27 protein-coding genes are annotated in these 22,896 nt (G+C 70.1%); 14 read left to right on the top strand and 13 right to left on the bottom strand.

The window, feature by feature from the left end:
• Positions 1–3: 3 nt before the first annotated feature.
• From DSC45_RS26845 to DSC45_RS26830, 4 genes are all read right to left on the bottom strand, one after another.
• On the bottom strand, positions 4–438 hold the full coding sequence (locus DSC45_RS26845) for an SsgA family sporulation/cell division regulator (protein ID WP_119294550.1): 435 nt from the start codon (positions 436–438) through the stop codon (positions 4–6).
• A 101-nt stretch (positions 439–539) separates the two neighbouring features.
• The gene (locus DSC45_RS26840) at positions 540–1,277 is read right to left on the bottom strand and encodes an IclR family transcriptional regulator (RefSeq protein ID WP_346426682.1); all 738 of its coding nucleotides are present in this window, start codon (positions 1,275–1,277) and stop codon (positions 540–542) included.
• 361 nt (positions 1,278–1,638) lie between these two features.
• Entirely contained in the window at positions 1,639–1,836 is a 198-nt protein-coding gene (locus tag DSC45_RS26835; RefSeq protein ID WP_119294691.1) for a DUF5326 family protein, read from the bottom strand.
• A gap of 212 nt (positions 1,837–2,048) precedes the next feature.
• Positions 2,049–2,366 carry a cupin domain-containing protein gene (locus tag DSC45_RS26830; RefSeq protein WP_119294549.1) on the bottom strand — a complete coding sequence of 106 codons (318 nt, stop codon included), beginning with the start codon at positions 2,364–2,366 and terminating at the stop codon, positions 2,049–2,051.
• Between the two features lie 71 nt (positions 2,367–2,437).
• Between DSC45_RS26830 and DSC45_RS26825 the strand changes: the two genes are divergently transcribed.
• From DSC45_RS26825 to DSC45_RS26795, 7 genes are all read left to right on the top strand, one after another.
• Complete coding sequence (locus tag DSC45_RS26825; RefSeq protein WP_119294548.1) at positions 2,438–2,818, top strand: phage holin family protein; 381 nt, start codon at positions 2,438–2,440, stop codon at positions 2,816–2,818.
• 9 nt (positions 2,819–2,827) lie between these two features.
• The gene (locus DSC45_RS26820) at positions 2,828–3,370 is read left to right on the top strand and encodes a low molecular weight protein-tyrosine-phosphatase (RefSeq protein WP_119294547.1); all 543 of its coding nucleotides are present in this window, start codon (positions 2,828–2,830) and stop codon (positions 3,368–3,370) included.
• Positions 3,367–4,539 carry a cystathionine gamma-lyase gene (locus tag DSC45_RS26815; protein WP_119294546.1) on the top strand — a complete coding sequence of 391 codons (1,173 nt, stop codon included), beginning with the start codon at positions 3,367–3,369 and terminating at the stop codon, positions 4,537–4,539. Before DSC45_RS26820 ends, DSC45_RS26815 begins: the two co-directional genes overlap by 4 nt.
• A gap of 197 nt (positions 4,540–4,736) precedes the next feature.
• Complete coding sequence (locus DSC45_RS26810) at positions 4,737–5,642, top strand: LysR family transcriptional regulator (RefSeq protein ID WP_119294545.1); 906 nt, start codon at positions 4,737–4,739, stop codon at positions 5,640–5,642.
• 93 nt (positions 5,643–5,735) lie between these two features.
• Positions 5,736–6,218: an NUDIX domain-containing protein gene (locus DSC45_RS26805; protein WP_119294544.1), complete on the top strand. Its 483-nt coding sequence runs from the start codon at positions 5,736–5,738 to the stop codon at positions 6,216–6,218.
• Positions 6,219–6,438: 220 nt separating this feature from the next.
• A complete protein-coding gene (locus tag DSC45_RS26800; RefSeq protein ID WP_119294543.1) occupies positions 6,439–6,996 on the top strand; it encodes a DUF2269 domain-containing protein in 558 nt (185 codons plus the stop codon).
• Positions 6,997–7,000: 4 nt separating this feature from the next.
• Entirely contained in the window at positions 7,001–7,870 is an 870-nt protein-coding gene (locus DSC45_RS26795; RefSeq protein ID WP_119294542.1) for a GNAT family N-acetyltransferase, read from the top strand.
• A gap of 23 nt (positions 7,871–7,893) precedes the next feature.
• Here the strand turns inward: DSC45_RS26795 and DSC45_RS26790 are convergent, their stop codons facing one another.
• Positions 7,894–9,111 carry an MFS transporter gene (locus DSC45_RS26790; protein WP_119294541.1) on the bottom strand — a complete coding sequence of 406 codons (1,218 nt, stop codon included), beginning with the start codon at positions 9,109–9,111 and terminating at the stop codon, positions 7,894–7,896.
• 190 nt (positions 9,112–9,301) lie between these two features.
• Between DSC45_RS26790 and DSC45_RS26785 the strand changes: the two genes are divergently transcribed.
• Both DSC45_RS26785 and DSC45_RS26780 read left to right on the top strand, forming a co-directional pair.
• Positions 9,302–9,781: a MarR family winged helix-turn-helix transcriptional regulator gene (locus tag DSC45_RS26785; protein WP_119294540.1), complete on the top strand. Its 480-nt coding sequence runs from the start codon at positions 9,302–9,304 to the stop codon at positions 9,779–9,781.
• Positions 9,782–9,791: 10 nt separating this feature from the next.
• Positions 9,792–10,244 carry a GNAT family N-acetyltransferase gene (locus tag DSC45_RS26780; protein ID WP_119294539.1) on the top strand — a complete coding sequence of 151 codons (453 nt, stop codon included), beginning with the start codon at positions 9,792–9,794 and terminating at the stop codon, positions 10,242–10,244.
• A gap of 54 nt (positions 10,245–10,298) precedes the next feature.
• Here DSC45_RS26780 and DSC45_RS26775 read toward each other — a convergent pair whose 3' ends face one another.
• Positions 10,299–11,693 carry a serine hydrolase domain-containing protein gene (locus tag DSC45_RS26775; protein WP_119294538.1) on the bottom strand — a complete coding sequence of 465 codons (1,395 nt, stop codon included), beginning with the start codon at positions 11,691–11,693 and terminating at the stop codon, positions 10,299–10,301.
• Between the two features lie 94 nt (positions 11,694–11,787).
• Between DSC45_RS26775 and DSC45_RS26770 the strand changes: the two genes are divergently transcribed.
• Positions 11,788–12,171 (top strand): PadR family transcriptional regulator, encoded by a 384-nt coding sequence (locus tag DSC45_RS26770; RefSeq protein WP_119294537.1) that lies wholly within the window; start codon positions 11,788–11,790, stop codon positions 12,169–12,171.
• Between the two features lie 57 nt (positions 12,172–12,228).
• Here the strand turns inward: DSC45_RS26770 and DSC45_RS26765 are convergent, their stop codons facing one another.
• Both DSC45_RS26765 and DSC45_RS26760 read right to left on the bottom strand, forming a co-directional pair.
• Complete coding sequence (locus DSC45_RS26765) at positions 12,229–13,053, bottom strand: alpha/beta fold hydrolase (protein ID WP_119294690.1); 825 nt, start codon at positions 13,051–13,053, stop codon at positions 12,229–12,231.
• A 116-nt stretch (positions 13,054–13,169) separates the two neighbouring features.
• Positions 13,170–13,976 carry an alpha/beta fold hydrolase gene (locus DSC45_RS26760; protein WP_240434867.1) on the bottom strand — a complete coding sequence of 269 codons (807 nt, stop codon included), beginning with the start codon at positions 13,974–13,976 and terminating at the stop codon, positions 13,170–13,172.
• Between the two features lie 57 nt (positions 13,977–14,033).
• Between DSC45_RS26760 and DSC45_RS26755 the strand changes: the two genes are divergently transcribed.
• Positions 14,034–14,540, top strand: coding sequence for a MarR family winged helix-turn-helix transcriptional regulator (locus DSC45_RS26755; RefSeq protein WP_119294535.1), 507 nt, complete (start codon positions 14,034–14,036; stop codon positions 14,538–14,540).
• 64 nt (positions 14,541–14,604) lie between these two features.
• On the opposite strand, the gene argG is transcribed toward DSC45_RS26755, so the two are convergent.
• Both argG and DSC45_RS26745 read right to left on the bottom strand, forming a co-directional pair.
• The gene (argG, locus tag DSC45_RS26750; RefSeq protein ID WP_119294534.1) at positions 14,605–16,053 is read right to left on the bottom strand and encodes an argininosuccinate synthase; all 1,449 of its coding nucleotides are present in this window, start codon (positions 16,051–16,053) and stop codon (positions 14,605–14,607) included.
• Positions 16,054–16,140: 87 nt separating this feature from the next.
• Positions 16,141–17,343 carry an MFS transporter gene (locus tag DSC45_RS26745; RefSeq protein ID WP_119294533.1) on the bottom strand — a complete coding sequence of 401 codons (1,203 nt, stop codon included), beginning with the start codon at positions 17,341–17,343 and terminating at the stop codon, positions 16,141–16,143.
• An 87-nt stretch (positions 17,344–17,430) separates the two neighbouring features.
• Here DSC45_RS26745 and DSC45_RS26740 point away from each other — a divergent pair, with 87 nt between their 5' ends.
• Positions 17,431–17,904: a winged helix-turn-helix transcriptional regulator gene (locus DSC45_RS26740; protein ID WP_119294532.1), complete on the top strand. Its 474-nt coding sequence runs from the start codon at positions 17,431–17,433 to the stop codon at positions 17,902–17,904.
• 40 nt (positions 17,905–17,944) lie between these two features.
• Here the strand turns inward: DSC45_RS26740 and DSC45_RS26735 are convergent, their stop codons facing one another.
• Together DSC45_RS26735 and DSC45_RS26730 are read right to left on the bottom strand one after the other, a co-directional pair.
• A complete protein-coding gene (locus DSC45_RS26735) occupies positions 17,945–18,604 on the bottom strand; it encodes a M15 family metallopeptidase (protein WP_119294531.1) in 660 nt (219 codons plus the stop codon).
• Between the two features lie 44 nt (positions 18,605–18,648).
• A complete protein-coding gene (locus DSC45_RS26730) occupies positions 18,649–19,227 on the bottom strand; it encodes a TetR/AcrR family transcriptional regulator (RefSeq protein ID WP_119294530.1) in 579 nt (192 codons plus the stop codon).
• A 70-nt stretch (positions 19,228–19,297) separates the two neighbouring features.
• Between DSC45_RS26730 and DSC45_RS26725 the strand changes: the two genes are divergently transcribed.
• The gene (locus DSC45_RS26725) at positions 19,298–20,197 is read left to right on the top strand and encodes an NADP-dependent oxidoreductase (RefSeq protein WP_119294529.1); all 900 of its coding nucleotides are present in this window, start codon (positions 19,298–19,300) and stop codon (positions 20,195–20,197) included.
• Between the two features lie 636 nt (positions 20,198–20,833).
• Entirely contained in the window at positions 20,834–21,403 is a 570-nt protein-coding gene (locus tag DSC45_RS26715) for a dihydrofolate reductase family protein (RefSeq protein WP_119294527.1), read from the top strand.
• A gap of 395 nt (positions 21,404–21,798) precedes the next feature.
• Here the strand turns inward: DSC45_RS26715 and DSC45_RS26710 are convergent, their stop codons facing one another.
• Positions 21,799–22,188, bottom strand: a complete 390-nt coding sequence (locus DSC45_RS26710) for a hypothetical protein (RefSeq protein WP_162929358.1) — start codon at positions 22,186–22,188, stop codon at positions 21,799–21,801.
• Between the last annotated feature and the right edge of the window lie 708 nt (positions 22,189–22,896).

Below are 22,896 nucleotides of genomic sequence, written 5' to 3'. Positions count from 1 at the left end.
TCGTCAGCCGGCGCTCTGCTCCTCCGCGAGGATGCGTCCGAGCTCGTCGTCCAGGTCGCTGTCGAAGTCCTCCAGGGTCGCTTCCTGCCCGAGCGGGACGATCTTGTCGGTCCGGTCGAGGAAGGCGATGAGCGGCGCGATCCCGGCCCGGAACAGCGCCTGGTCCGCGCCGACCTGCAACCGGATGACGGCGTCGTTGAGTTGGGTGCTGTGCGGCGCGATGTGCACGTCACCCTCCCCGCAGGGGCCGTTGATCCCGTCGACGAGCAGCTCGCGACTGAAGGCCCAGGTCACGGGCGCGTCCCCGGGCAGGTGGAAGGTCAGCCGCACGGCATACGGGTCGTGCGCCTCGTACCGCAACTCCACCGGGATGCGGAACGAGAGCTCCTCGGAGACGAGGAAATTCATCATGACTTCTGCCTGGACGGACTCTTGCATCAACTACCCCGTTGCTGTGGCGGCGAGTTGGCCAGGAATCATCTTCCCGCCCCAACCTGAATCTTGCTCAACGTACCCAGGAGATCACAAGCTGTGAGTTTTCAGATGCTGATAGAGAATGCCAGCGAGCCGAGTCTCTGACCGATACCGTGCTGCAACTCACGTACGGCGGGCGTCAGTCGGTCGGCCTGGTGCAGCGGCAGTGAGATGGCCATGGTGGCGGCGGTCGCTCCCGCGGTGATGGGTACGGCGGCGCAGACGGAACCGAGGGCGTACTCCTGGAACTCCACCACCGGTTGCATCCGGCCGGTGTCGGCAAGTCTGCGCAACAGGGCCTGCTCGTCGGGAACTCCGTAGGCAGTGGTGGGGGCGACGGGGTAACGCGAGAGGTGGTCGCGCTGCGCCTCCTCGTCCAACTGGGAGAGCAGGCACTGGCCGATCGCATGGGCGTGAGCCGTCTCACGGAAGTCTGCCCACTCCTCGACGGCCGGGTTGCCCGGGGTGTCGGAGACGGCGAGCACCTCCACCTCGCCGCCGCGGTACACCGCGAAGTAGACGGGGACGCCGACGGCGTCGCGCCAGTGGGCCATGTCCTCGCTGATCACGCTGCGTCTGGTCTGCCGGACACCGCTGCTGCCGAGCCGCTCGGCGGCCTCGCCGAGCACGAACAGACCGTGCTCACGGCGGAGATATCCCTCGTGGGCGAGGGTGCGCAACAGGTGGTAGGCAGTGGGGAGGGCGAGGCCGGCTTCGCGCGCGAGCCGCTTGGCGGGGGCGCCGCGCTCGTGCGAGCCGACTGCCTCGAGCAGGCGCATGGCCCGCTGTACGGAACCGATCAGGGTCGGTGCTGCGGTGCTGACTGGCGTGGCCAAGGTCCACTCCCGAGGTGCGTGGGGTACCTCGTACGGAACCCGCTCAGGGGTTGGCGGATGGCCCCGCCACAGGGCCCAACTCCGCGTCGCCTACGGACCTTAGCCGCGCCGTGCGTCGCGCGGAGCTTCCATCCGGAACATTCCCCCGGGTGGGGGAACGTTTATCTGCATCGTCATCTGCCCTGTGCGCCGCACCGGCTCGGTCCCTCTCCACCGCGCGGCTGCCTCGGTTCGTCTCGCGGCGCGGTGTGCGCGGCCGTGTCCGCCGCGCTGCCTGCTCGCGACAAGGGCCGCTGCCGGCTGGGTAGCTGGCCGGGCGGCCCTGTCGTCATGAGCTGGTGGACATGAACTTCCGTACGACATAGATGAGTCCGGCGACGAGGGCCACGAAGACGAGGACCTTGAAGAGCAGGCCGACCACGACGCTGATGATCCAGCCGATCACTCCGCCGAACACCACGAGAGCGATCACCGGCACGGCAATCCACTTCACCCACCAGGGCAACCCCGCGAATATCTCCCGCACGTCCATCGTCTACCTCTTCCTCCGGATCTCTCCGGTCTCTGGCGTCCCCGGCCTCTCCGGTCCCGGATACTCCGGTCCGCCGAGCCTCTGCCCTCGATGCTAGGCGGAGGGGCACACCCGTGGGGCGCCCGGATCCCTTGTCCTTCCCTGATCCAACCCTGAGAGCCGCCTCAGGGTTCCCATGGGGCGTGAGGTGGGCGGTGCGACGGAGCTCAGCCCTCCGGCGGCGAGAAGACGACGAGGACCCTCAGGTCCTCGCTGATGTGATGGAACTTGTGGGGAACCTTGGCCGGCACGTACACCACACTGCCCCGGCCGACGGCGGTCGTCTCCGTGCCGACCGTCACGGACGCGTGGCCGCTCACCACGAAGTAGACCTCGTCCTGTGCGTGCGGCGCCTGCGGATCCGTCTCCCCCGCATCGAGCGCGTACAGGCCGACGGACATGTTCCGTTCCTTGAGGAACTGGAGATACGCGCCGTTGTTCGCCGCGCGCTCCGCCTCGAGCTCGTCCAGTCGAAAAGCCTTCATGGCCGTGTCCGCCCTCACTCCCCGCCGCACGCCGGTGCCCGGCGCCGATCACGTCTGCCACGATCAGACACATGAAGAATTTCGTAGTCAAGACGATCGCGAACTCAGCGGCACTCGCCGTGGCCATCTGGCTACTGGACAAGATCACCCTGACCGGCAACAGCACCCCCCGCAAGGTGCTCACACTGATCCTGGTGGCGCTTGTCTTCGGCCTGGTGAACTGGCTCGTCAAGCCGGTCGTGAAGCTGCTGACCTTCCCGCTGTTCATCCTCACCCTCGGCCTGATCACCTTGGTGGTGAACGCGCTGATGCTGCTGCTCACTTCGTGGCTCGCCGACAAGCTGAGTCTGAGCTTCCAGGTGGAGGGCTTCTGGACCGCGGTACTGGGCGGCCTGATCATCAGCGTCGTCTCCTGGGCGATGAACATGGTCCTGCCCGACGACCGTGACTGAGCGATCCCGATGAACGACCCCGAAACCCGTCGCGAAACCCGCGCCGCTGTCCCCTTCCGTGTGAGTTTCGTCTGCACGGGCAACATCTGTCGCTCCCCGATGGCCGAGTCCGTGTTCCGTGCCCGGGTGGCCGATGCCGGACTCGAGTCCCGCATCGAGGTGTCGAGCGCCGGCACCGGCGGCTGGCACGAGGGCGAGGGCGCCGATCCACGCACGGTCTCTGTCCTCGAGGCGCACGGCTACGACGGCGACCTCACCGCACGGCAGTTCACCGCGGCGGACTTCGACCGGCTCGACCTCGTCGTGGCCCTCGACTCCGGCCACCGGCGTGCGCTGCAGCGGCTCGCACCCGGACCGGCCGACGCCGCGAAGGTACGTCTGCTGCGCAGCTACGACCCCGCGGCGGGCAACGACGACACCGGCCTGGACGTACCCGATCCCTACTACGGGGGCCCGGACGGATTCCAGGAGTGTCTGGACATGGTGGAAGCCGCGGTTCCGGGACTGCTCCGCGCAGTCCGCGCGGCACTGGCTGACAAGGACGCCGCATGACACAGCACCCATCACACGGCGACAGCACATCGGACCAGCTCGTCGGCGAGGGCACCCGGGCCGTCCGGGCCGGTATGCCGGAGCCCGTGAAGCACGAACCGACGCTGCCGGGGCCGGTGTTCGCCGCCCACTTCCACCTGCCGGGCGACCCCGCCGGCCCCTATGCGTACGGCCGCGACGAGAACCCGACCTGGACGCATCTCGAGCGCGCCATCGGTGAACTCGAGGCGCCCGCGCCGGACGGCGTCGATCCGGCCGAGACCCTGGTCTTCGCCTCGGGCATGGCCGCGATCTCCGCCGTCCTGTTCTCCCAGCTGCGCACCGGTGATGTGGCCGTACTGCCCGACGACGGCTACCAGGCCCTGCCTCTCGTACGCGAGCAGCTCACCGCGTACGGGATCGAGGTGCGCACCGCGCCCACCGGCGGCGACGCGCAGCTGGAACTGCTCGAGGGCGCCTCGTTGTTGTGGATCGAGTCCCCGTCTAATCCGGGCCTCGACGTGTGCGACATCCGCCGTCTGGCGACGGCGGCGCACGAGCGCGGCGCCAAGGTCGCGGTGGACAACACGCTGGCCACTCCGCTCGGCCAGCGTCCGCTGGCGCTCGGTGCGGACTTCTCGGTGGCCAGCGGCACGAAGGGGCTCACCGGGCACGGCGATCTGCTGCTCGGTTACGTGACCGGGGCGGACGCTGCTGCCATGGCGGACGTTCGCCGCTGGCGGAAGATCGGCGGCGCCATCCCCGGGCCGATGGAGGCGTGGCTCGCGCACCGGTCCCTCGCCACCCTGCAGTTGCGGGTCGACCGGCAGAACGCCAACGCGCTCGCGGTCGCCGAGGCCCTGCGGGCGCGGACAGATGTCACGGGCCTGCGCCATCCCGGACTCGGGGATGATCCCGCGCACGCCGTCGCCGCCCGGCAGATGCGCCGTTTCGGCAGCGTGGTGTCGTTCACGCTGGAGTCCCGGGAGCGGGCCGAGCGCTTCCTCGCCGCGCTTCGCCTGGTCGAGGAAGCCACCAGTTTCGGCGGGGTGCGTTCCACCGCGGAGCGCCGGGGGCGCTGGGGCGGCGACGCGGTGCCGGAGGGGTTCATCCGCTTCTCGGTCGGCGCCGAGGACCCGGACGACCTCGTCCCGGATGTGCTGCGGGCACTCGACGTCTCGCACGGCTAGCCGGTCCGCGAGCGCGGCAGACGGACGGCCCGAGCCTCCCCCCTCGTGGCTCGGGCCGTCCCGGTTCTGCGCGCGAAGAACCGCCTGCACAAGGCTAGTTGACTCTCTGTCAGTGTCCAATCACGGTAGCGACAGCGACCTATCGACATATTTATAGTTGGGGCCCTGCGGGGGACATGGGAGGGGAGGGGCATTCGATGGATCTGGCCCTGTTGCGCACCTTTGTCACCGTGCACCGGGCCGGTTCGTTCACCCGGGCCGCGGCACTGCTCGGGCTGTCCCAGCCCGCGGTGACCGCGCAGATCCGCACGCTGGAACGGCAGTTGGGGCGGCCTCTGTTCCTGCGGCAAGCGCGCGGTGTGACGCCCACGACCATCGGCGACGAGCTGGCGCACAAGGCGGCTCCGCATCTGGATTCGCTGGTGGAGATCGCGGAGAGCGGACTCGACCAGGAGTCGTCGATGCGCACGCTCCATCTCGCGGGCCCGTTGGAGTTCACCGCGGAACGTGCCCTGCCCACCCTCACGACGCTGACCGGCGACGACGGACAGAGCTTCACCCTGCGGGCCTCGTTCGGCAATGCGGAGGAGGCTCTGGAGGGCCTCGCGGCCGGACACCATGATCTGGCCATTTCCACCGCCCGTCCGCGGGGTGCGCTCCTCACGGCGACTGCGCTCTGCGACGAGGAGCACATGCTCGTGGCCGCTCCCGGCCTCGCGCAGCGGATCGGCCCCGGCCGCCTCCGTAGCGAGGGCGCTCATGCCCTGGAGGATCTGCCGGTCGTCGAGGTGCACGAGTCGCTGCCGTTCGTCGCACGCTACTGGGCCGCGGTCTTCGACTCCCGGCCGGCCACCTCGGGCACGGTCGTGGTGCCCGACCTGCGGGCGGTACTCGCCTGTGCGGTGGCGGGTGCGGGGCTCGCGGTGCTGCCGCGCTATCTCTGCGCGGACGCCCTGGCGCGTGGGGACGTCGTCGCACTGCACGAGCCCGCGGTGCCGCCGCTGCGCACGTATTTCCTGGTGGTGCGTACGGGGACGCTGGCGATGCCGCACATCGCGAAGGCGCACGAGTGGCTGCTGCGAGCCGCCTCGTCATGGAGCTGAGCGATCCGTCGGGGCGCAGTGGAACCGTTCGCCCGGGGCGTACCGAGCCGGGCGCGGTGTTTCACGTGGAACGGCACGGGCCACATTCCTTGCATGACCGTCCGACCCGTGGTCAAGCGCACCGCCCGAGCCGTCCTGCTCGACGGCGATGGCCTGCTGCTGATCAAACGCACCAAGCCCGGAGTGGATTCCTACTGGGTCACGCCGGGCGGGGGAGTGGAACCGGAGGACGCCACCGTCGTCGACGCTCTGCACCGTGAGGTGTACGAGGAGCTGGGCGCCAAGATCACCGATGTGGTGCCCTGCTTCGTGGACACCGTCGAGCACATCGGGTCGGACGGCGGCGCCACCGGCGTCAAGGTCCAGCACTTCTTCGTCTGCCGACTGGCCTCCATCGACCCGTCTCTGCGGCACGGGCCGGAGGTCGAGGAACCCCTCGGCGAGTACGAGATCGTGCGCATCCCGTTCACCCGGGTCGGTATCGCCTCGGTCCATCTGGTTCCGCTGTCGCTGCGCCACTACCTGGACGCCAATATCGAGGGCGTCCGGGCGATGCACGCACCGGATCTGGGCTGAGCCCCGGCCGGATTCCCGCCTGTCTCCCCCGCGTGCGGCCCGTCGCACGGGTACCCGTCCCCCAGTTCCCGTTCCGCGCGGCCCGAGGTCGTCCGGGGTCCGCTACGCCGAGCCGATGACGCCCGCGGCGCCCAGGCACCGTCCGTACGCCCGGCTCAGTAGGCGCGGTTACTCCCGTGGGCAGACGTCCTGATCCCGTGCGCGCGGCACCGTGTTTCACGTGAAACTAGACCGCCCCGCACGCCGGGCCACCCTCGTTGTCCATGTCGCCGCCGCAGCCGGCTGGCTCGGGCTCACGCTCGGACTGCTCGCTCTGGCCGTCGCGGCGATCACCACCGACTCCGCGGCGACGACGGAAGCCGCCGTCCGCTCGATGAAGATCTTCTCCGACTGGCTGGTCCTGCCGCTGGCGTTGCTCACGCTGGCGAGCGGCCTCGTGCTGTCGCTCGGCACGCACTGGGGGCTGGCCAGGCACCGTTGGGTTTACGTCAAGTTCTGGCTGACCCTCGCCACGACCGTCGCATCGTTGTTCGCGCTGCGCCCGGGAGTCTCCGACGCGGCCGCCACGGTCGCGTCCGGGGCTCCACTGGGCGATCCGACCGGCCTCATCGCCGGACCGATCGTCTCGCTGAGCGCCTACGTCTTCATGGCGGCCGTCTCGGTCCTCAAGCCCTGGGGCCTGACCAAGCGTGGCCGAAAGCAACGGGAGGCCTCCCGTGAACGACGTTCGGCCTCCGGTAAAGAGGTGGACTCCGAGGGCGCACGTCAGCCAGCCTGACCGCGTGCCGACACCTTCACTTGCCACGTCCCCCGCCAGGCCCCTCACCGTCCGCGATCTGACGGCCTGCGCCGACCTCTCCGAAGACCGCGGCTGGCCCCGCGAGGAACACAAATGGGGCCTGCTCCTCGCGGCGGGCCGCGGGTACGGGATCGACGATCCGGACGGCGGACTCGCCGCCGCCTGCGTGGTCACCTCGTACGGGCCCGTGGACCGGCCCGAACTGGCAGCCATCGGCATGGTGTTGGTCGCCGAGCGGCATGCGCGTCAGGGCATCGGACGCCATCTGATGCAGCAGGTTCTGGCGGACACCGGGCCCGTTCCGCTGACCCTGCACGCGACGTCCAACGGCCGGCCGCTGTACGAAGAGCTCGGCTTCAAGACCGTGGGCAGGGCCGAGATGGTCCGTGGCCGCTTCACACCGACCGGTCCGCTGCCCGATGTCGCGACCAGGGCCGCCACCGGCGAGGACCTCGCCGCAGTACTGCGTATCGACGCCGAGGTCTTCGGCACCGACCGGACCCATGTCCTGGCCCGACTCCCCGCCTTCGCCGACCAGTTCAGGGTCGCCGAGGCCGACGGGGAGCTGATCGGCTACGCGGCGGCCTGGCCCAACATGGACACCCAGGTCGTGGGCCCGCTGATCGCCCGGGACACCGAGACGGCCAAGGCCCTGGTCGCTTCCCTCGCCCGGCACACGGACCGTCCCCTGCGCACCGACATCGACGTACGCCACGAGGAACTCCTGCGGTGGCTCAAGGCGGCCCCGGACGTGGACACCGCCGGGTTCAACGCGGTGATGACGTACGGGACCGCCGATCTGCCCGGTGACTGGTCCCGTAGGTTCGCGCCGCTCACCGTGGCGGCCGGCTGAGCCACCCGCCGTGGCACCCGCGGTCAGCGACGGGCCGGCTCGGCCTCGGGGACGGCCGTGAGTGCCTGCGCGCCGGTGACGACTCTGCTGCCGGCGGCCCCGCGCCGCTCGAGCGTGGACGAGACGACGGCGAGTACGAGTGCCGAGGCCGCGAGTGCGGCGCCCACCCAGTTCGGGGCGGTGTAGCCGAGGCCGGCGGCGATGACCAGGCCACCGAGCCAGGCCGACAGGGCGTTGCCGAGGTTGAAGGCACCGATGTTCATGGCCGATGCGAGCGTGGGCGCTCCCGACGCCTGGTCGAGGATGCGCTTCTGCAGCGGCGGCACCGTGGCGAACCCGAGCCCGCCGATCAGCAGGAGCGTCACAGCGGCGGCGACCTTGTTGTGCGCGGTCACCGTGAACAGCGCGAGCACCACGGCCAGGGACCCGAGCGAGACGTACAGCATGGGCATCAGGGCGCGGTCCGCGAACTTTCCGCCGACCAGGTTGCCGCCCACCATGCCGAGCCCGAGGAGCGCGAGCAGCCAGGTCACCGAGGAGTCGGCGTAGCCCGCGATGTCGGTCATCATCGGCGTGATGTAGGTGACGGCCGCGAAGACGCCACCGAAGCCGAGCACCGTCATCGCCATCGCGAGCAGTACCTGCACATTGCGGAACGCGGCCAGTTCGTGGCGCAGCCGTACGCCCTCCGCCTTGGGCAGATCGGGCACCAGACGCGCGACGCCCAGCAGCCCCAGCACGCCGAGGGCGGCTACGAACAGGAACGTGACCCGCCAGCCGAAGCTCTGCCCGACGAACGTGCCGAGCGGGACGCCCACGACGTTCGCGACCGTCAGGCCGGTGAACATCATCGCGATCGCGCCGGCCCTGCGCTGCGGGGCGACCAGCTCCGCGGCCACCACCGCGCCGATGCCGAAGAACGCGCCGTGCGCGAGCGAGGCGACCACCCGGCCGGCCAGCATCACGCCGAACGCGGGGGCGACGGCCGACAGCACATTGCCCGCGATGAAGAGCCCCATCAGCAGGAGCAGCATGCGCTTGCGCGAGATGCGGGTGCCCAGAGCGGTCATGAGCGGGGCGCCGAGGACGACGCCGAGTGCGTAGCCGGTGACGAGATAGCCGGCGAGCGGGATGGAGACGTCGAAGGTGTCCGCAACGTCCGGGAGCAATCCCATGATCACGAACTCTGTGGTGCCGATCCCGAAAGCCCCGATCGCCAGGGCAAGGATTGCGAGAGGCATGTGCAGTGCCCTCCAGAAGATGCAGAGAATCCTTACGAGCGGAGACAATAATTGCAGACGCGCACTAAATGCAAGCGCGGGCTATTGCAGATCTGGTCTATCCTGAGTGCCAGGCCCTCATCGACGAGGCCTGGATCCGTGAAGGCCTGGATCCGTGGAGGCCCGGATCCGTGACGGACGGAGGAGAGACATGGCCGCGAGTGACCCCGCCCTGACCGCCCTCTCGCAGGGCTGGTGCGCCCTCTCTTTGCTGCACGGGCGGATCGAGGCACATATCGAGCGTGCGCTGCAGAGCGCCCACGGACTGAGCGTGCGCGAGTTCTCACTGCTCGACGTGCTGAGCCGGCAGCACAACGGGACCGGCGGCCACCTCCAGATGAAGCAGGTCGCCGACGCGGTGGTACTCAGCCAGAGCGCGACCACCCGCCTGGTGGCCCGCCTCGAGGACCGCGGCCTGCTGACCCGGTACATCTGCGACACGGACCGCCGGGGCATCTACACCGACGTCACCGAGGAAGGCCGGCAGCTCTTGGCGGCGGCCCGGCCGACCAACGACGCCGCACTCCGCGAAGCCCTCGACACCGCAGCCGAAAAGCCTGAACTGGCGCCGTTGGTCAGGGCAGTCGAAGGCATTGAGGCCGTGCCCGCAGAGGCTGCCGTCTCGGCATAGTCTCCGGAGCATGACCGATCTGGAAATCCGCCCGGCGCGCACCGCCGACATCGCCGCCATCGTGGCGATGCTCTCCGACGACCCCCTCGGCGCCCAGCGAGAGTCACCCGACGACCTCACGCCGTACCTCGCCGCGCACGAACGCCTCACCGACGACCCCAATCAGCACCTCACGGTGGCCGTACGGGGCGAACGCGTCGTGGGGACGCTGCAGTTGACGTACATCCCCGGGCTGTCGCGGCGGGGTGCCACGCGTGCGGTCATCGAGGCGGTCCGGGTACACGCGGACGAGCGCGGCAGTGGACTCGGCAGCCAGTTGATCGCCTGGGCCGTGGACACCGCGCGGGACGACGGCTGCCAACTGGTGCAGCTGACCTCCGACGTCAGCCGTACCGACGCGCACCGGTTCTACGAGCGGCTGGGCTTCACCGCCTCGCATGTGGGCTTCAAGTTGCAGCTGTGAGAGCCGTGTTACGGGGTGACGGGGCCTGTTTCACGTGAAACAGGCCCCGTCGTTTCACGCGAGGCCGCGCCAGCCCGCCTCGTCCACCCCGCCGGGGATGGGCGCACCGGCCTCGTAGGGCACGCGTGTGAACACGAACGAACCCAGGTCGAGGTGGCTGACGCCCCCGTCGTCGCCGCGCACCGCCCTCAGCACCTCACCGTCGAAGTAGCCGTCGAGTCCGGTCCAGGTGCCGTCGCCCGCGGCGCGGAAGCGCGATCGCCGGCCGCCGGCGTTCTGCGGCCCGAACTCGACACCGCCGTCCGCGGCCAGCCGCAGCCCGAAGTGCTGCGTCCCCCAGTACCAGGAGCCCGTCAGGGCGAGCAGCTCCGGGTCCGCCTCGGGCAGCGGCCGCCACGGCGCGGGGATGCGCGGCTCTGCCTCGGCGACGATGGCGATCAGCTCCGCGGTCAGCGTCGCCACAGCCGGTCCGGACGTGCAGTTGGCCAGTGCGACCGCCGCAAGCCCCTCCTCCTCGCTGACGAGCAGGCAGGCGAGAAAGCCGGGCAGCGAACCGGTGTGCCCGGCGAAAGTCTGCTCGCCCGCGCGGATCAACTGAACGCCGAGCCCGTAGCCACCGTTCCAGTCGCCCGGCGCGAGCGGCGCCGCCGGCCTGCGCATCTCACGGACCGTCTCGGCGCCCAGCACCCGGTCGTCGCCCTCGACGAGGAAGACGGCGAACCGTGCCAAGTCTGCTGTCGTGGACCACAGTTGTCCGGCCGGAGCCATCAGGCCGAGGTCCTCGGAGGGCTCCGGCAGCATCACGTCCGCCCACGGGTGCACGGCCCAGCCGCGCGCATGCGGCGCCTCGGGCCCCACGGAGGTGCGCCGCAGGCCGAGCGGTTCGAGCACCTCACGGCGCAGTACCTCGGCCCAGGGGGCGCCGCGCAGCTTCTCGATCAGCGAGCCGAGCAGGGTGTACCCAGGATTCGAGTAGTGGTGCCGCTGCCCCGGCGGATGCAGCAGCGGATCCGTGCCCAGTACGTCGTCGAGGTGCGGGCGGGCGGTGCCGGGGGTCCGTTCCCACCAGGGCGCCGGAGCCTCGGCGGCGAGACCGGCGGTGTGGGCGAGCAGGTCGCGGACGGTGGCCTCGCCGGCAGCGGTGCCGGGCAGGTGCTTCTCCAGCGGATCGGCCAGATCGATCAGACCCTCGTCACGCAGCCGCATCACCAGGACCGCGGTGAACATCTTGGTGAGTGACCCGATGCGGTACTGCGTGGTGTCGTCCGGTGCATGGCCGTCCACACAGGTCCGAGCCCCGTTCCAGACGACCTGCCCGTCCCTGACCACCGCGGCGACGAGTGAAGGGGACCGGCCCTCCGACTGGGCGCGTGCCGTGCGGTGCAGCAGGGCTCTGCGGGTCGGCGGAAGCAGTTCTTCGGGTACGTCCGGGGTGCTGTGTGAGGTCATGTCGTTCAGTCCATCGGGATCGGGCAGTGGGGTCGAGCCATTTTCGCTCCCGCACCGCCGCGCTCCGAGGCCCGACCAAGGTACTGTGCATTGCATGGAACCGGGCAGCCCGAGCAATCGCAAGGTGAGCAAGGCCGAGAGCCAGCTCCGCAAGGGCGTGCTCGAGTACTGCGTACTGGCGATGATGCAGAGCGGACCGCGCTACGGCGTGGAGCTGCTGCGGGACCTGGAGCGGACCGGGGCGCTGGCCACCAGCCAGGGCACGGTCTATCCGCTGCTCTCCCGGCTGCGGCGGGACGATTTCGTCAGCACCAGCTGGCAGGAGTCGGCGTCCGGGCCCCCGAGGCGCTACTACGAGCTGACGCCGGCGGGGCAGGCCGCCCTCGACGAGTTCGCCGGCCTGTGGCCGTCCTTCCGCGACGCCGTCGACCAGGTACTGCTGCCGCCCCCGCGGGACACGGGGGCGAAGGAGGAGTAGGCGGGCCGCTGAGACGCCGGTTCGGAGTCGGCAGGCCCAGCTCGGGGAACGGCGCCGTCAGCCGAGGAACTCCGTGAGCGCGGCGGTGAGTTCGGCGGGGGCGTCCTCCTGGACCAGATGCCCGGCGCCGGGAATCCGCACCAGCCGGGCCGACGGGATGAGCCCGGCCAGCTCCTGCGCCTTGGCCACGGGGATCCAGGTGTCGTCCTGCCCCCAGCACACCAGGACGGGCAGCTCGATGCTCCCGTAGCGCTCCTGGACCTCGTCGGTGAACCGCTGATCGGCCTGGGCGATCTGCCGGTAGAAGGCGGGCAGTCCCTGCTCGCCCAGCCATGGTGCGACGAGCCGCTCCAGCACGAGCGGGTGCAGCCCCGGGCTGCTGGCCGAGCTGATGTACTCACGGACCAGGGCCTGGTGGAGGTTCGGCGGCAGCTGCTCGAAGACCTGCGCGTTCTCGCCGACCAGACGGAAGAACGGCGACCCCCACGGCGCGAGCGCGACCGGATCCACGAGCGCGAGCCGCCCGTAACGCGCCCCGTGCAGCAGGTGCGCGCGCAGCGCCACCGCCCCGCCGAAGTCGTGGGCGACGACGTCCGGTTCGGTGAGTCCCCAGTGCTGGAGCAGCTCGGCGAAGACCTGGCCCTGGGCGGCCAGCGACACGTCCTGGCCCTCGAACTTCGCCGAGCTGCCGTAGCCGGGCATGTCCCACACGTACACCTGACGGCGCGCGGCCAGCGCACGGGCGATGCCCCGCCAGACGTACGACGAGAACGGCGTCCCGTGCAGCAGCACCACCGGTGGCGCCGCGGGGTCCCCCAGCCGTTCCCAGCGCACCTCGCCCGAGGCGCTGTCGAAGCTCCTGGCCAACTCCCAGTCGCGCAAGGCGACCACCACCTCCCCTTGGGTCCGCCCTCAGGCTGTCATGCCGTCGCCGCGCTCGTCGTCGGACCCCGTGAGCTCGGGCACCGGGACGCGGGAACTGCGGCCGGAGCGGCCCCTCACAAGCCGCGCAGGAACTCCCCGACCGCTCGGTCGAAGACGTCCGGCCGTTCCATGTTCGGGTAGTGAGCAGCCCCATCGACGCAGATCGCGCGGCCGTCGGGCACGGTACGGACGAGCCGTTCGGCCATGCCGATGTGATCGGGGGAGTCGACGGCGCCGTTGACGGCCAGTACCGGGACGCCGATGTCCGCGGCCCGTTCCCAGGTGCGGTGGACCGGGAGGAGGAAGTCCGGTTCGTCGGCGGTGTGTTGGGACATGGTCGCCCGGGCCATCCGCCGCAGCCGGTCCACCACGTCGGGGTCGACCTCGTCGAGGCTGCGCCGAGGACCGGCCGCGAAGAGGGTGAAGGCCTCGACCGAGGCGTCCAGATCACCGGCTGCCATGGCCCGTTGCCAGCCTGCGGCGGTGGCGGTCGTCCAGGGGTCGGTGAAATACGGCTCGCTGGTGCCGGCGCCACTCACGACCAGGCCACGAACGAGGTCCGGGTACTCGAGGGCCAGATCGACCGCGGTGGCCGCGCCCATCGAGACGCCGATCACCACCGCGGGCCCGGTGTCCGACTCCCGGAGCAGTGCCGCCACGTCGTCCACGGGCCGGAAGGGCTCCGTGGCGCCCGCGGACCGCCCGTGCCCGCGGGCGTCCGGAGCGATGACGCGATGGCGTTCGGCCAGTACGGGAATCTGCCGGAACCACATGCCGTGATCCAGGAAGCCGCCGTGCAGCAGTACGAGCGGAGGGCCGGCCGCCTGCGCGCTGTCGGCCGCCGGGCCGGTGTCGAGCCTGAACACATCATCCAGATTCATGACAACCAAGGTGTCACTTCCTGAAGGAGATGACAACCGAGGTGTCATGATGACGGTATGAGTGAAAGCGACGGCACCCCGGCACCCCCACCGACTCCCCCGCATCGCAATCCGGCCGATCGCCGCCCGACCGACCGCCTCACCGAGGTCTTCGACCTGGTGGGCCCGCTGTACCGGCGCGCGCAGCGCAAGGTCGAGCAGGACGTACCGGCCGAGGGCCTGTCCGTGGGCGTACGCGCGGTGCTCACGCTGCTGCGCGCACACGGTCCGCTGACCGTCCCGCAGATGGGCCGGGAGCAGGCGCTGAGCCGCCAGTTCGTGCAACGCATGGTCAACGAGGCGACGGCCCGCGGCCTGACCGAATCGATCCCGAACCCGGCGCACAGAAGGTCGTCCCTGATCCGCCTCACCGAACCGGGCCTGGCGGCCGTCACCGCCGTGCTCGACCGCGAACGGGCGATGCTGCGCCAGGTCGACGGCGACCTCACCGACGCAGAGATCGACACCTGCCTCCGCGTCCTGTCCACGCTCCTCCACCTGCTGGACAACGTGGACGTCGACTGACGGCACCGACCCGGCGCTGCCCGGCCGGCCAGGCGGTCGGTCCGTCAGTCGATCGGCCAGGCGGTCAGTCCGTCCCGAACTCCATGGCCGCGTGGTCGAGCATCTCGTCCTCGCTGGAGACCCGGCCCCGCGAGGCGATGGCGTCGGCGCCGCCCTGCGGCATCGCGCCGATCAGCCCGGTCGACGCCGCCTGAGCCGCACCGATGAGCGCGGGATGCGTCGAGCCGACCATGCCGAGCCCGGCGTACTGCTCGAGCTTGGCGCGCGAGTCGGCGATGTCGAGATTGCGCATGGTGAGCTGGCCGATCCGGTCCACCGGGCCGAACGCCGAGTCCTCGGTGCGCTCCATCGACAGCTTGTCCGGGTGGTAGCTGAAGGCCGGACCCGTGGTGTCCAGGATCGAGTAGTCGTCACCGCGCCGAAGGCGGAGCGTGACCTCGCCGGTGACCGCCGTACCGACCCAGCGCTGCAGCGACTCACGGATCATCAGCGCCTGCGGGTCGAGCCAACGGCCCTCGTACATCAGCCGGCCGAGCCGCCGACCCTCGGTGTAGTAGTTGTCGAGGGTGTCCTCGTTGTGGATCGCGTTGACCAGGCGTTCGTACGCGGCGTGCAGCAGCGCCATGCCGGGCGCCTCGTAGATGCCGCGGCTCTTGGCCTCGATCACCCGGTTCTCGATCTGGTCGGACATGCCCATGCCGTGACGGCCGCCGATGGCGTTCGCCTCCATCACCAGGTCGACCGGGGTGGCGAACTCCTTGCCGTTGATCGTCACCGGGCGGCCCTGCTCGAAACCGATGGTCACGGTCTCGGCGGCGATCTCCACCTCGGGGTCCCAGAACCGCACGCCCATGATCGGGTCCACGGTCTCGACACCCGCGTCGAGGTGCTCCAGGGTCTTCGCCTCGTGCGTGGCACCCCAGATGTTCGCGTCGGTCGAGTACGCCTTCTCCGCGCTGTCGCGGTAGGGCAGCTCGTGCGCGAGCAGCCACTCCGACATCTCCTTGCGGCCACCGAGTTCGGTGACGAAGTCCGCGTCCAGCCAGGGCTTGTAGATCCGCAGGTGCGGATTGGCGAGCAGCCCGTAGCGGTAGAACCGCTCGATGTCATTGCCCTTGAACGTCGATCCGTCGCCCCAGATCTGCACGTCGTCCTCGAGCATCGCCCGTACGAGCAGGGTGCCGGTGACGGCACGGCCGAGCGGCGTCGTGTTGAAGTACGCCCGCCCGCCCGAGCGGATGTGGAACGCACCGCAGGTGAGCGCGGCAAGACCCTCCTCGACCAGCGCCGCACGGCAGTCGACCAGACGTGAGATCTCGGCACCGTACGTCGACGCGCGACCGGGCACCGAGGCGATGTCGGGCTCGTCGTACTGGCCGATGTCGGCGGTGTACGTGCACGGGACGGCGCCCCTGTCGCGCATCCACGCGACCGCGACCGAGGTGTCGAGACCGCCGGAGAAGGCGATGCCGACGCGCTCGCCGATGGGCAGGGAGGTGAGGACCTTAGACATAGAAATAGTATGCATGCGAACGCATGCCCATGCAAAGTTGTCCGGAGAACCAATCCTGGAATCTCAGAATCCGGCTCACCGTGCCGTTCACGGCCCGAGACTGTGTTCCAGCCCGGTCGGCCGCTTCGCACTCGCGGGAGACAGTCGCCTGTCGACCGCCCAGACGGCCAGAGCGCACGCCGCGAATCCGGCTCCGAGAAGACTGGAACCCGCCCAGCCGTGTGAGGTGAGGACGGCGGTGGTGGCGACCGCACCGAACGCGGACCCGAGCGAGTAGAAGACCATATAGCCGCCGATCACGCTGCTGGTGCGGTCCGGATGCGCGGCGGTGAGCAGGTGCTGGTTGCTGACATGCACGGCCTGAACGGCGAAGTCGAGAGCCACGATGCCGGCGGCGAGCAGCCACAGCGACCACGGGAGCTGCGCGATCACCGCCCAGGACAGGACGAGCAGGCCGAGCGCGAGACCGGTGACCGGGGCCGCCCGGCCCGCGTCCGCCCACCGCCCGGCACGTGCCGCGCCGAGCGCACCGGCAAGTCCGACCAGGCCGAACAGCCCGACCTGACTCTCGTTCAGCCGCCACGGCGCATCCATCAGCGACAGGGACAGCCCGCTCCACACCGTTCCGAACGAGGCGAACAGGAAGAACGCGATGAGCCCGCGCGTCAGGAAGAGGCGCTGCCTGAAGAGTCCACCGAGGCACACGACGGCCTGCCCGTACCCCGCAGATCGTTCGCCTCCCTCCTCCGCCGGCAGCGCGACGAGAACGAGAGCCGCGAGCCCGAGCGACAGCACCGCGAGCACCACATAGACGCTCCGCCAGCCCCAGACCTCGGCGAGCGTGCCCGTGACGACCCGCGCGCCCAGGATCCCGACCACGACGCCGGAGGTCACGACCCCGATGTTCCGTCCGCGTTCGGCAGGCGGCGAGACCGATGCGGCGTAGGCCACCGCGGTCTGTACGACCACGGCGAACAGCCCGGCCGCCGCGAGCCCCACGAACGCCGCCCGCGCGCCCGACGCCGAGGCCGTGAGGACCATCCCGGCCGCGGTGAACGCCAGATGCACCGCAATGAGCCGGCGCCTGTTGACGCCCACATCGCCCAGCGGTACCAGGAGAAGCAGCCCTGCCAAGTAGCCGCACTGGCCGATCGCGACGATCCAGCCGGCGTGCTCCTGCGGCACACCGAGGTCACGCGCCATCGGTTCCAGTACCGGCTGCGCGGCGTAGACGCTCGCCACGGCGACACCGCACACCACCGCGAGCAGCAACCTCCGCCACACGTCCATAGCGCCCCATCTTCATTCAGTAGCAGATTGCAACTGATTTGACGCTACGGCACAATGGTTTCAATCCGCAACTCATTGGGAGACTTCATGGCGCGCAACGGCACCCGGGCCCCGAACCCCGACGGGGCCGCTCCTCACTGGACCGACCCCGACTGCCCGGTGGCGCGCACGCTCGATCTCGTCGGCGACCGGTGGAGCCTTCTCGTCGTCCGGGACGCGATGGACGGGGCGCGGTCGTTCACCGAGTTCCAGCGGCGCACCGGCATCGCCCGCAACATCCTCACCGACCGCCTCCGCAAGCTCACCGCTCACGGCCTGGTCGCCCAGCGCACCGCACCGTCGGGCCGCCGCCAGGAGTACGTACTCACCGACGCCGGCCGCGACCTCTTCCCGGTCGTCCTGACTCTGCGGCAGTGGGGCGAACGCCACGCCTTCGCGCCCGGCGAGCCGCACTCCACCCTCGTCGACGGCCGGGGCGCCCCGGTACCGGAAGTCACCCCGTCCGGCGCCGACGGCACTCGCCTCGACGCCGATACCACGCACGTCCGGAAGCTCGGCTAGAAGGCGGCCATGGCCGGGCAGCCGACCGGCCACGTAGGGATCAGCCGTCGAGTTCTGTGGCCCCGTAGCGGGCGACGGCCGCTCCTTGTTCCAAGGCCCAGTAGCGGTCTCCGTACGACCAGTGCCACCACTCCGTCGGGTAGTTGACCAGGCCGGCAGCGGTGAGCGCGGTGCCGAGGATGCCTCGGCGTGAGCGCGCCTCGTCGCTGATACTGCCGGCCGCGGTGTAGCAAGCACCGGCACTCTCCTCCGGAGAGGCGTTCATACGGGTGCCCATGTCCAGTTCACGCCCGTCGGCGTCGGCGAGTGTCACGTCGACAGCCGCCCCGGCGCTGTGCGGGGCGATCTCGGGCGGGGACACATAACGGCTGGCCGCCGAGCGGATCTGTTCCGCGCTCCATTCCGGGTGCTCGGCGCGCAGTTGGTTCGCGTACTCGTCGAAGTAGTGTCGCTGCAGGGACGGCGGGCGGTATCCCTCGACGTACAGCAGCCGCAGTCCTCGAGGCAGCAGCACCTGCGCTTCGAGGAGTCGCTCGAGCACCGCTTCCCGCAGGTGGACGAAGGCCCCGGCGGAGTCCGACAGCTTCCGGTCGTCGACCAGCAGGTCGCCGCCTCGGCGCACGTCCACCAGCGGCTCACCGCACTCCTGGACGGGCACGGCTGCGACCTTCGGGTCGGACATCAGAACGATCTCAGTCATTCCGCGATCATCCCGTGGACGACAAATGTCACCTGCGGAGGGTCTCAGCGCGCGCCGGTGACCTCCCAGGCCGCTTCGATCATCAGGAAGATCTCGTCGACCGCGGCCTGCGGGTCGGCCGCCTCACGGGCCAGGGCGTAGGCGTCGATCACGAACCGCGCGATGGTCCGGCCGGCCGTCTCCGTCTGCGGCAGGCCAGGGTCCGCCGCGATGGCCGCGGCCAGCGACTCCGCGTGGCGCAGCCTCATCGACTCCTCGTACTCCCGCAGAGCGGGGGACGCGGTGACCATCTGCCAGACCGGGGCGGCGCTGTCAGCCGTGCAATGGCGCACCAGAGCATGCACCTCGCGACGCAGAGCGGGGATCAACGGCTCGTCCGGCGCCCGGTCGGTGACCGCCTGTGTGAGGCGTTGCTCGAAGCCCTCGTCCTGCTCGAAGACCAGGGCCTCCTTCCCGGCGAAGTGCGAGAAGACCGTGGTCACGGCCACATCGGCCTCGGCAGCCACATCCCGGATGCCCACCGCGTCGTACCCGCGTTCCAGGAAGAGCCGCAGGGCGGTGTCCGCGATCTTCTGGCGGGTCGCGGCCTTCTTACGCTCACGGCGTCCGGGCGGCACAGTCACTCCTTGACGCTATCAAATACAAAGCAATAACCGATACGAAACGCTAACGGTTAGTGTTACTGTCCACCGCATGAGAAAAGTGAGCTTCGCCGAGTTCGGCGGCCCGGACGTCCTGCAGGTCATAGACGCCGAGGAGCCCCATGCGGGCCCCGGCCAAGTACGCATCTCCGTCCGGGCGGCGGGCGTGAACCCTGTGGACTGGAGGATCCGGGAAGGCCAGTTCCAGTTCCAGAAGACCCATCCGGTCGATCTGCCCGCCGGGGTCGGCCAGGACGCCGCCGGTGTGGTGGACGAGGTCGGCGAGGACGTCGAAGGGATCGAGGCCGGTGACCCCGTGTTCGGCAGAGGATCGAGCACGTACGCCGAGTTCGCCGTGCTGGACTCCTGGGCGCGGATACCCGAGGGGCTCACGTTCGAAGAGGCGGCCGGATACCCCTCCGTGGGGGAGACCGCGCTGCGCATCATGCGCGAGGTCGGCGTGCGTCCTGGGCAGACACTGCTGGTCAGCGGCGCGTCCGGTGGAGTCGGCTCGACGGTGCTGCAGATCGCCCGTGACCGCGGCATCACGGTGATCGGCACGGCCGGAGCCAAGAATCAGGACTATCTACGGGGCCTGGGCGCCCTCGCCACGACGTACGGCGACGGCTGGGTCGGCCGGGTGCGGAAGCTCGGGGACGTGGATGCGGCCCTCGACCTGGCCGGCTCGGGCGTGATCCGCGAGCTGGTCGAGCTGACCGGAAGCCCGCAGAAGGTGATCTCCATCGGTGATCTCGGGGCACCGGCACTCGGCGTCCGCTTCTCCGGCGTGTCCGGCGACAAGGCGGCCGCGCTCGCCGAGGTCGCCGACCTCATCGCGCGCGGAAGGCTGCACATCCCGGTCGAGAAGTCGTACACCCTCGCCGAGGCCGCGGCCGCGCACACCGACAGCCGGGCCGGCCACACCCGCGGACGCCGCGTCATGGTCATCTGAACCAACGGTCGCTCGGGCCACCGGCCGGACGAGCCAACTCCGGCGCGGTGCCGGCGGGTTCGCTCGGGCGTCGGCGTCGGCGTCGGCGTCGCCTGTGCCGCGGCCGCGATGTGGGTCGGCACGCACCGCCGGCGGCCGTCCCGCCTCACGAATCCGGCCGTGGTCCGCGCGTCCACTCGTCCACTCGTCTTCGCGTCGACTCGTCCGCGCGTCCGCATTCGGAGAGCCGGCCCCTGTGAGGAGCGGTGTCGGTGATCCGCCCGCTGACGACCGCGGTGTCGCGCCGCACGCCCTGGCCCCGGGCCTGCTGGCGAGACTCCGAGACGACGGCCCGGTCGTCGTCGGCGTGGGCCGTGAGTTCCGCGGCTCCGGCGTCGTCGGGAGCCGTGACGCCCACCGCGCCCGCCGGGGCCGAACCGGGGCCCTCGCCGCGAACCGGTTCCAGGACCGTCGTGAACCGCTGCCGCGGCCCAGGAGCGGGAACGACGCGCGCTCTCCCCACCGTCCTTCGACCCACCGAGTGCTCCACGCCGAGCCGGAGCACGAGCACCACCGACGAGCTCGCATCGCGCACCGATGAGTTTCCCGCGCCGCGCGGGTCTACACGCCGGGCATCCACGGACGGAAGGCTGGGCCATGCGGAAACTGATCTACGGCATGAACCTGACCCTGGACGGCTACATCGCCGCGGACGGCGACGACATCGGCTGGAGCGGACCGCCGAGCCACGAGCTGTTCCAGTGGTGGCTCGACCACGAGCAGGCGAACAGCCTGTCGCTGTACGGGCGCAAGCTGTGGGAGGCGATGAGCTCCTACTGGCCGACCGGCGACCAGCAGCCCGACGCCACCCCGGCGGAAATCGAGTTCGCGCGGAACTGGCGGGACACGCCGAAGGTGGTGTTCTCCTCGACGATCGACCAGGTCGACTGGAACACCCGACTGGTCAACGGCGACGCGATCGCCGAGATCACCCGGCTCAAGGCCGAGGACGGCGGCCCGATGAACATCGGCGGCGCCACGCTTGCCGGGGCGGCCATGCGCGCCGGGCTGATCGACGAGTACGTGATCGCCACCCATCCGATCCTGGTGGGCGGCGGCACGCCCTTCTTCGCCGCACTGGACAGCTGGGTGAAGCTGAACCTGGTGGAGACGCGGACACTTGCCGGCGGCGTGGTCCTGACCAGGTACGAAACGACGCGGCCCTGAACAGCTTCCCGCCGTCTCACGGCGCACCACCATCAGGCCCTCGCGCCACCATCAGAGCTCCGCGCCACCATCAGAGCCCCGCACCCCCATACACAGCGGCGGCCCGACCTTCGGGGGCCGACCTGACCTGCCCGTCCCGACGCACATCGGACATGCCTCGTCCGACCATCGCTCACGAGATCCGGCCACGAAATCTAAAGACCTGCACCGCTGCAGGTAGCCGCTCCTTCTGACCAGCGTGGTTGCTCTGACCTCGATACCTTCGTCTCGTCCGGGAATGGTCACAGCGAAGACGCCAGGCAGACTGACCGTTCAGTCGGACTCCCTGGATGATCAATTCCGAGGGATACCTGCGGCAGGCAGCCGGTCCTGGTTGTCGAGGCGGCAGCGTGCGGTCAGGCGTCCGGGTCGACTTCGGGGTGCGTGAACCGCACAGGCTTGCCCAGCGACCGGGCATAGGCGATCTCGGCTCGGGTGCTGTCTCCGATGTAGTCGCCGACTACGAGCACCTCGTCAGCAAGCCGGATCTTCGCCCGGTGCAGATCGTCGAGTCGAACCTTGAGCGCCTCGGCCTCGACAAGCTCGGACCAGAGTTCGTGCGGCGTCTTCATGTCGCAGCCCGGTTTGACAACGATCTTCCCGGCTTTGGTCTCCTGCAGATCGGCCTCGTTCATCTCGGTCATGAAGCGGGTGGAGCCGCAGATCACGACGATGCGCGGGAGGCTCAACAGCTTCTTCGCGTCGGCGAGCTTCTCCTGCGGGGTGAGCAGTTGCGGGCGTGACACTGGTTCCTCCTGGTGGTGTGATCCGAGGAGCGCCTGCGGAGACGAGACGGATGGCAGGCAGCCAAGTGAGCGGCTCTGACACGTACCGAGGCGATTCGGGATCTCCCGCTACTCGCTGCCGCCGTCAGCCCCGGTGGGCGTGATCTTCCGCGCTTCGTGGTTCAGGCAGGACATCGGAGAGGGCCCGGATCGCTTTGACGACCTGTTCGCCGATCCCGGTCAGTCTCATGGCACGGTTTCTCTACGCTCGGTGGAGAAGCTGGACCCCGAGGCCTCGCTCAAGGGTAAAAGGCTGCGGCGAGCTGAAGACCGACGTCTCCAGTGCCGGTAGCCGTCAGCTCGTGTCGCGACTCGTAGATCACGCGCTCGCTCATGGACGAGGGGGACCGGCACGTGCCCGAGTGGCGCTTCTGCCCGTAGAACCACCGCAACGTCCGCCAGAGCGCCGCAGGTTGGAACGCCTCCGCCTGCCCGGCCGACGAGGACCGCTCCTCACCAGCGCGGCATCGGCCCGCGATCCACTCTGTACGCCAGCGATCAAGGCGAGTCAGTTGTGCCCGCCAGACCTCCGTCTGCCGCAAGACCATTCTCCGGCAGGCGGCAGGCGGCAGGCGGCAGGCGGCAGGCGGCAGGCGGCAGGCGGCAGGCGGCAGGCGGCAGGCGGCAGGCGGCAGGCGGCAGGAAGATGCCCCAAACCACCGCTCTAGA

The organism is Streptomyces sp. YIM 130001 (genome assembly GCF_003574445.1).
Taxonomy (GTDB): Bacteria; Actinomycetota; Actinomycetes; order Streptomycetales; family Streptomycetaceae; genus Streptomyces.
Note: the sequence above shows the minus strand (reverse complement) of the source record. Positions and strands in the feature narration are given on the sequence as shown.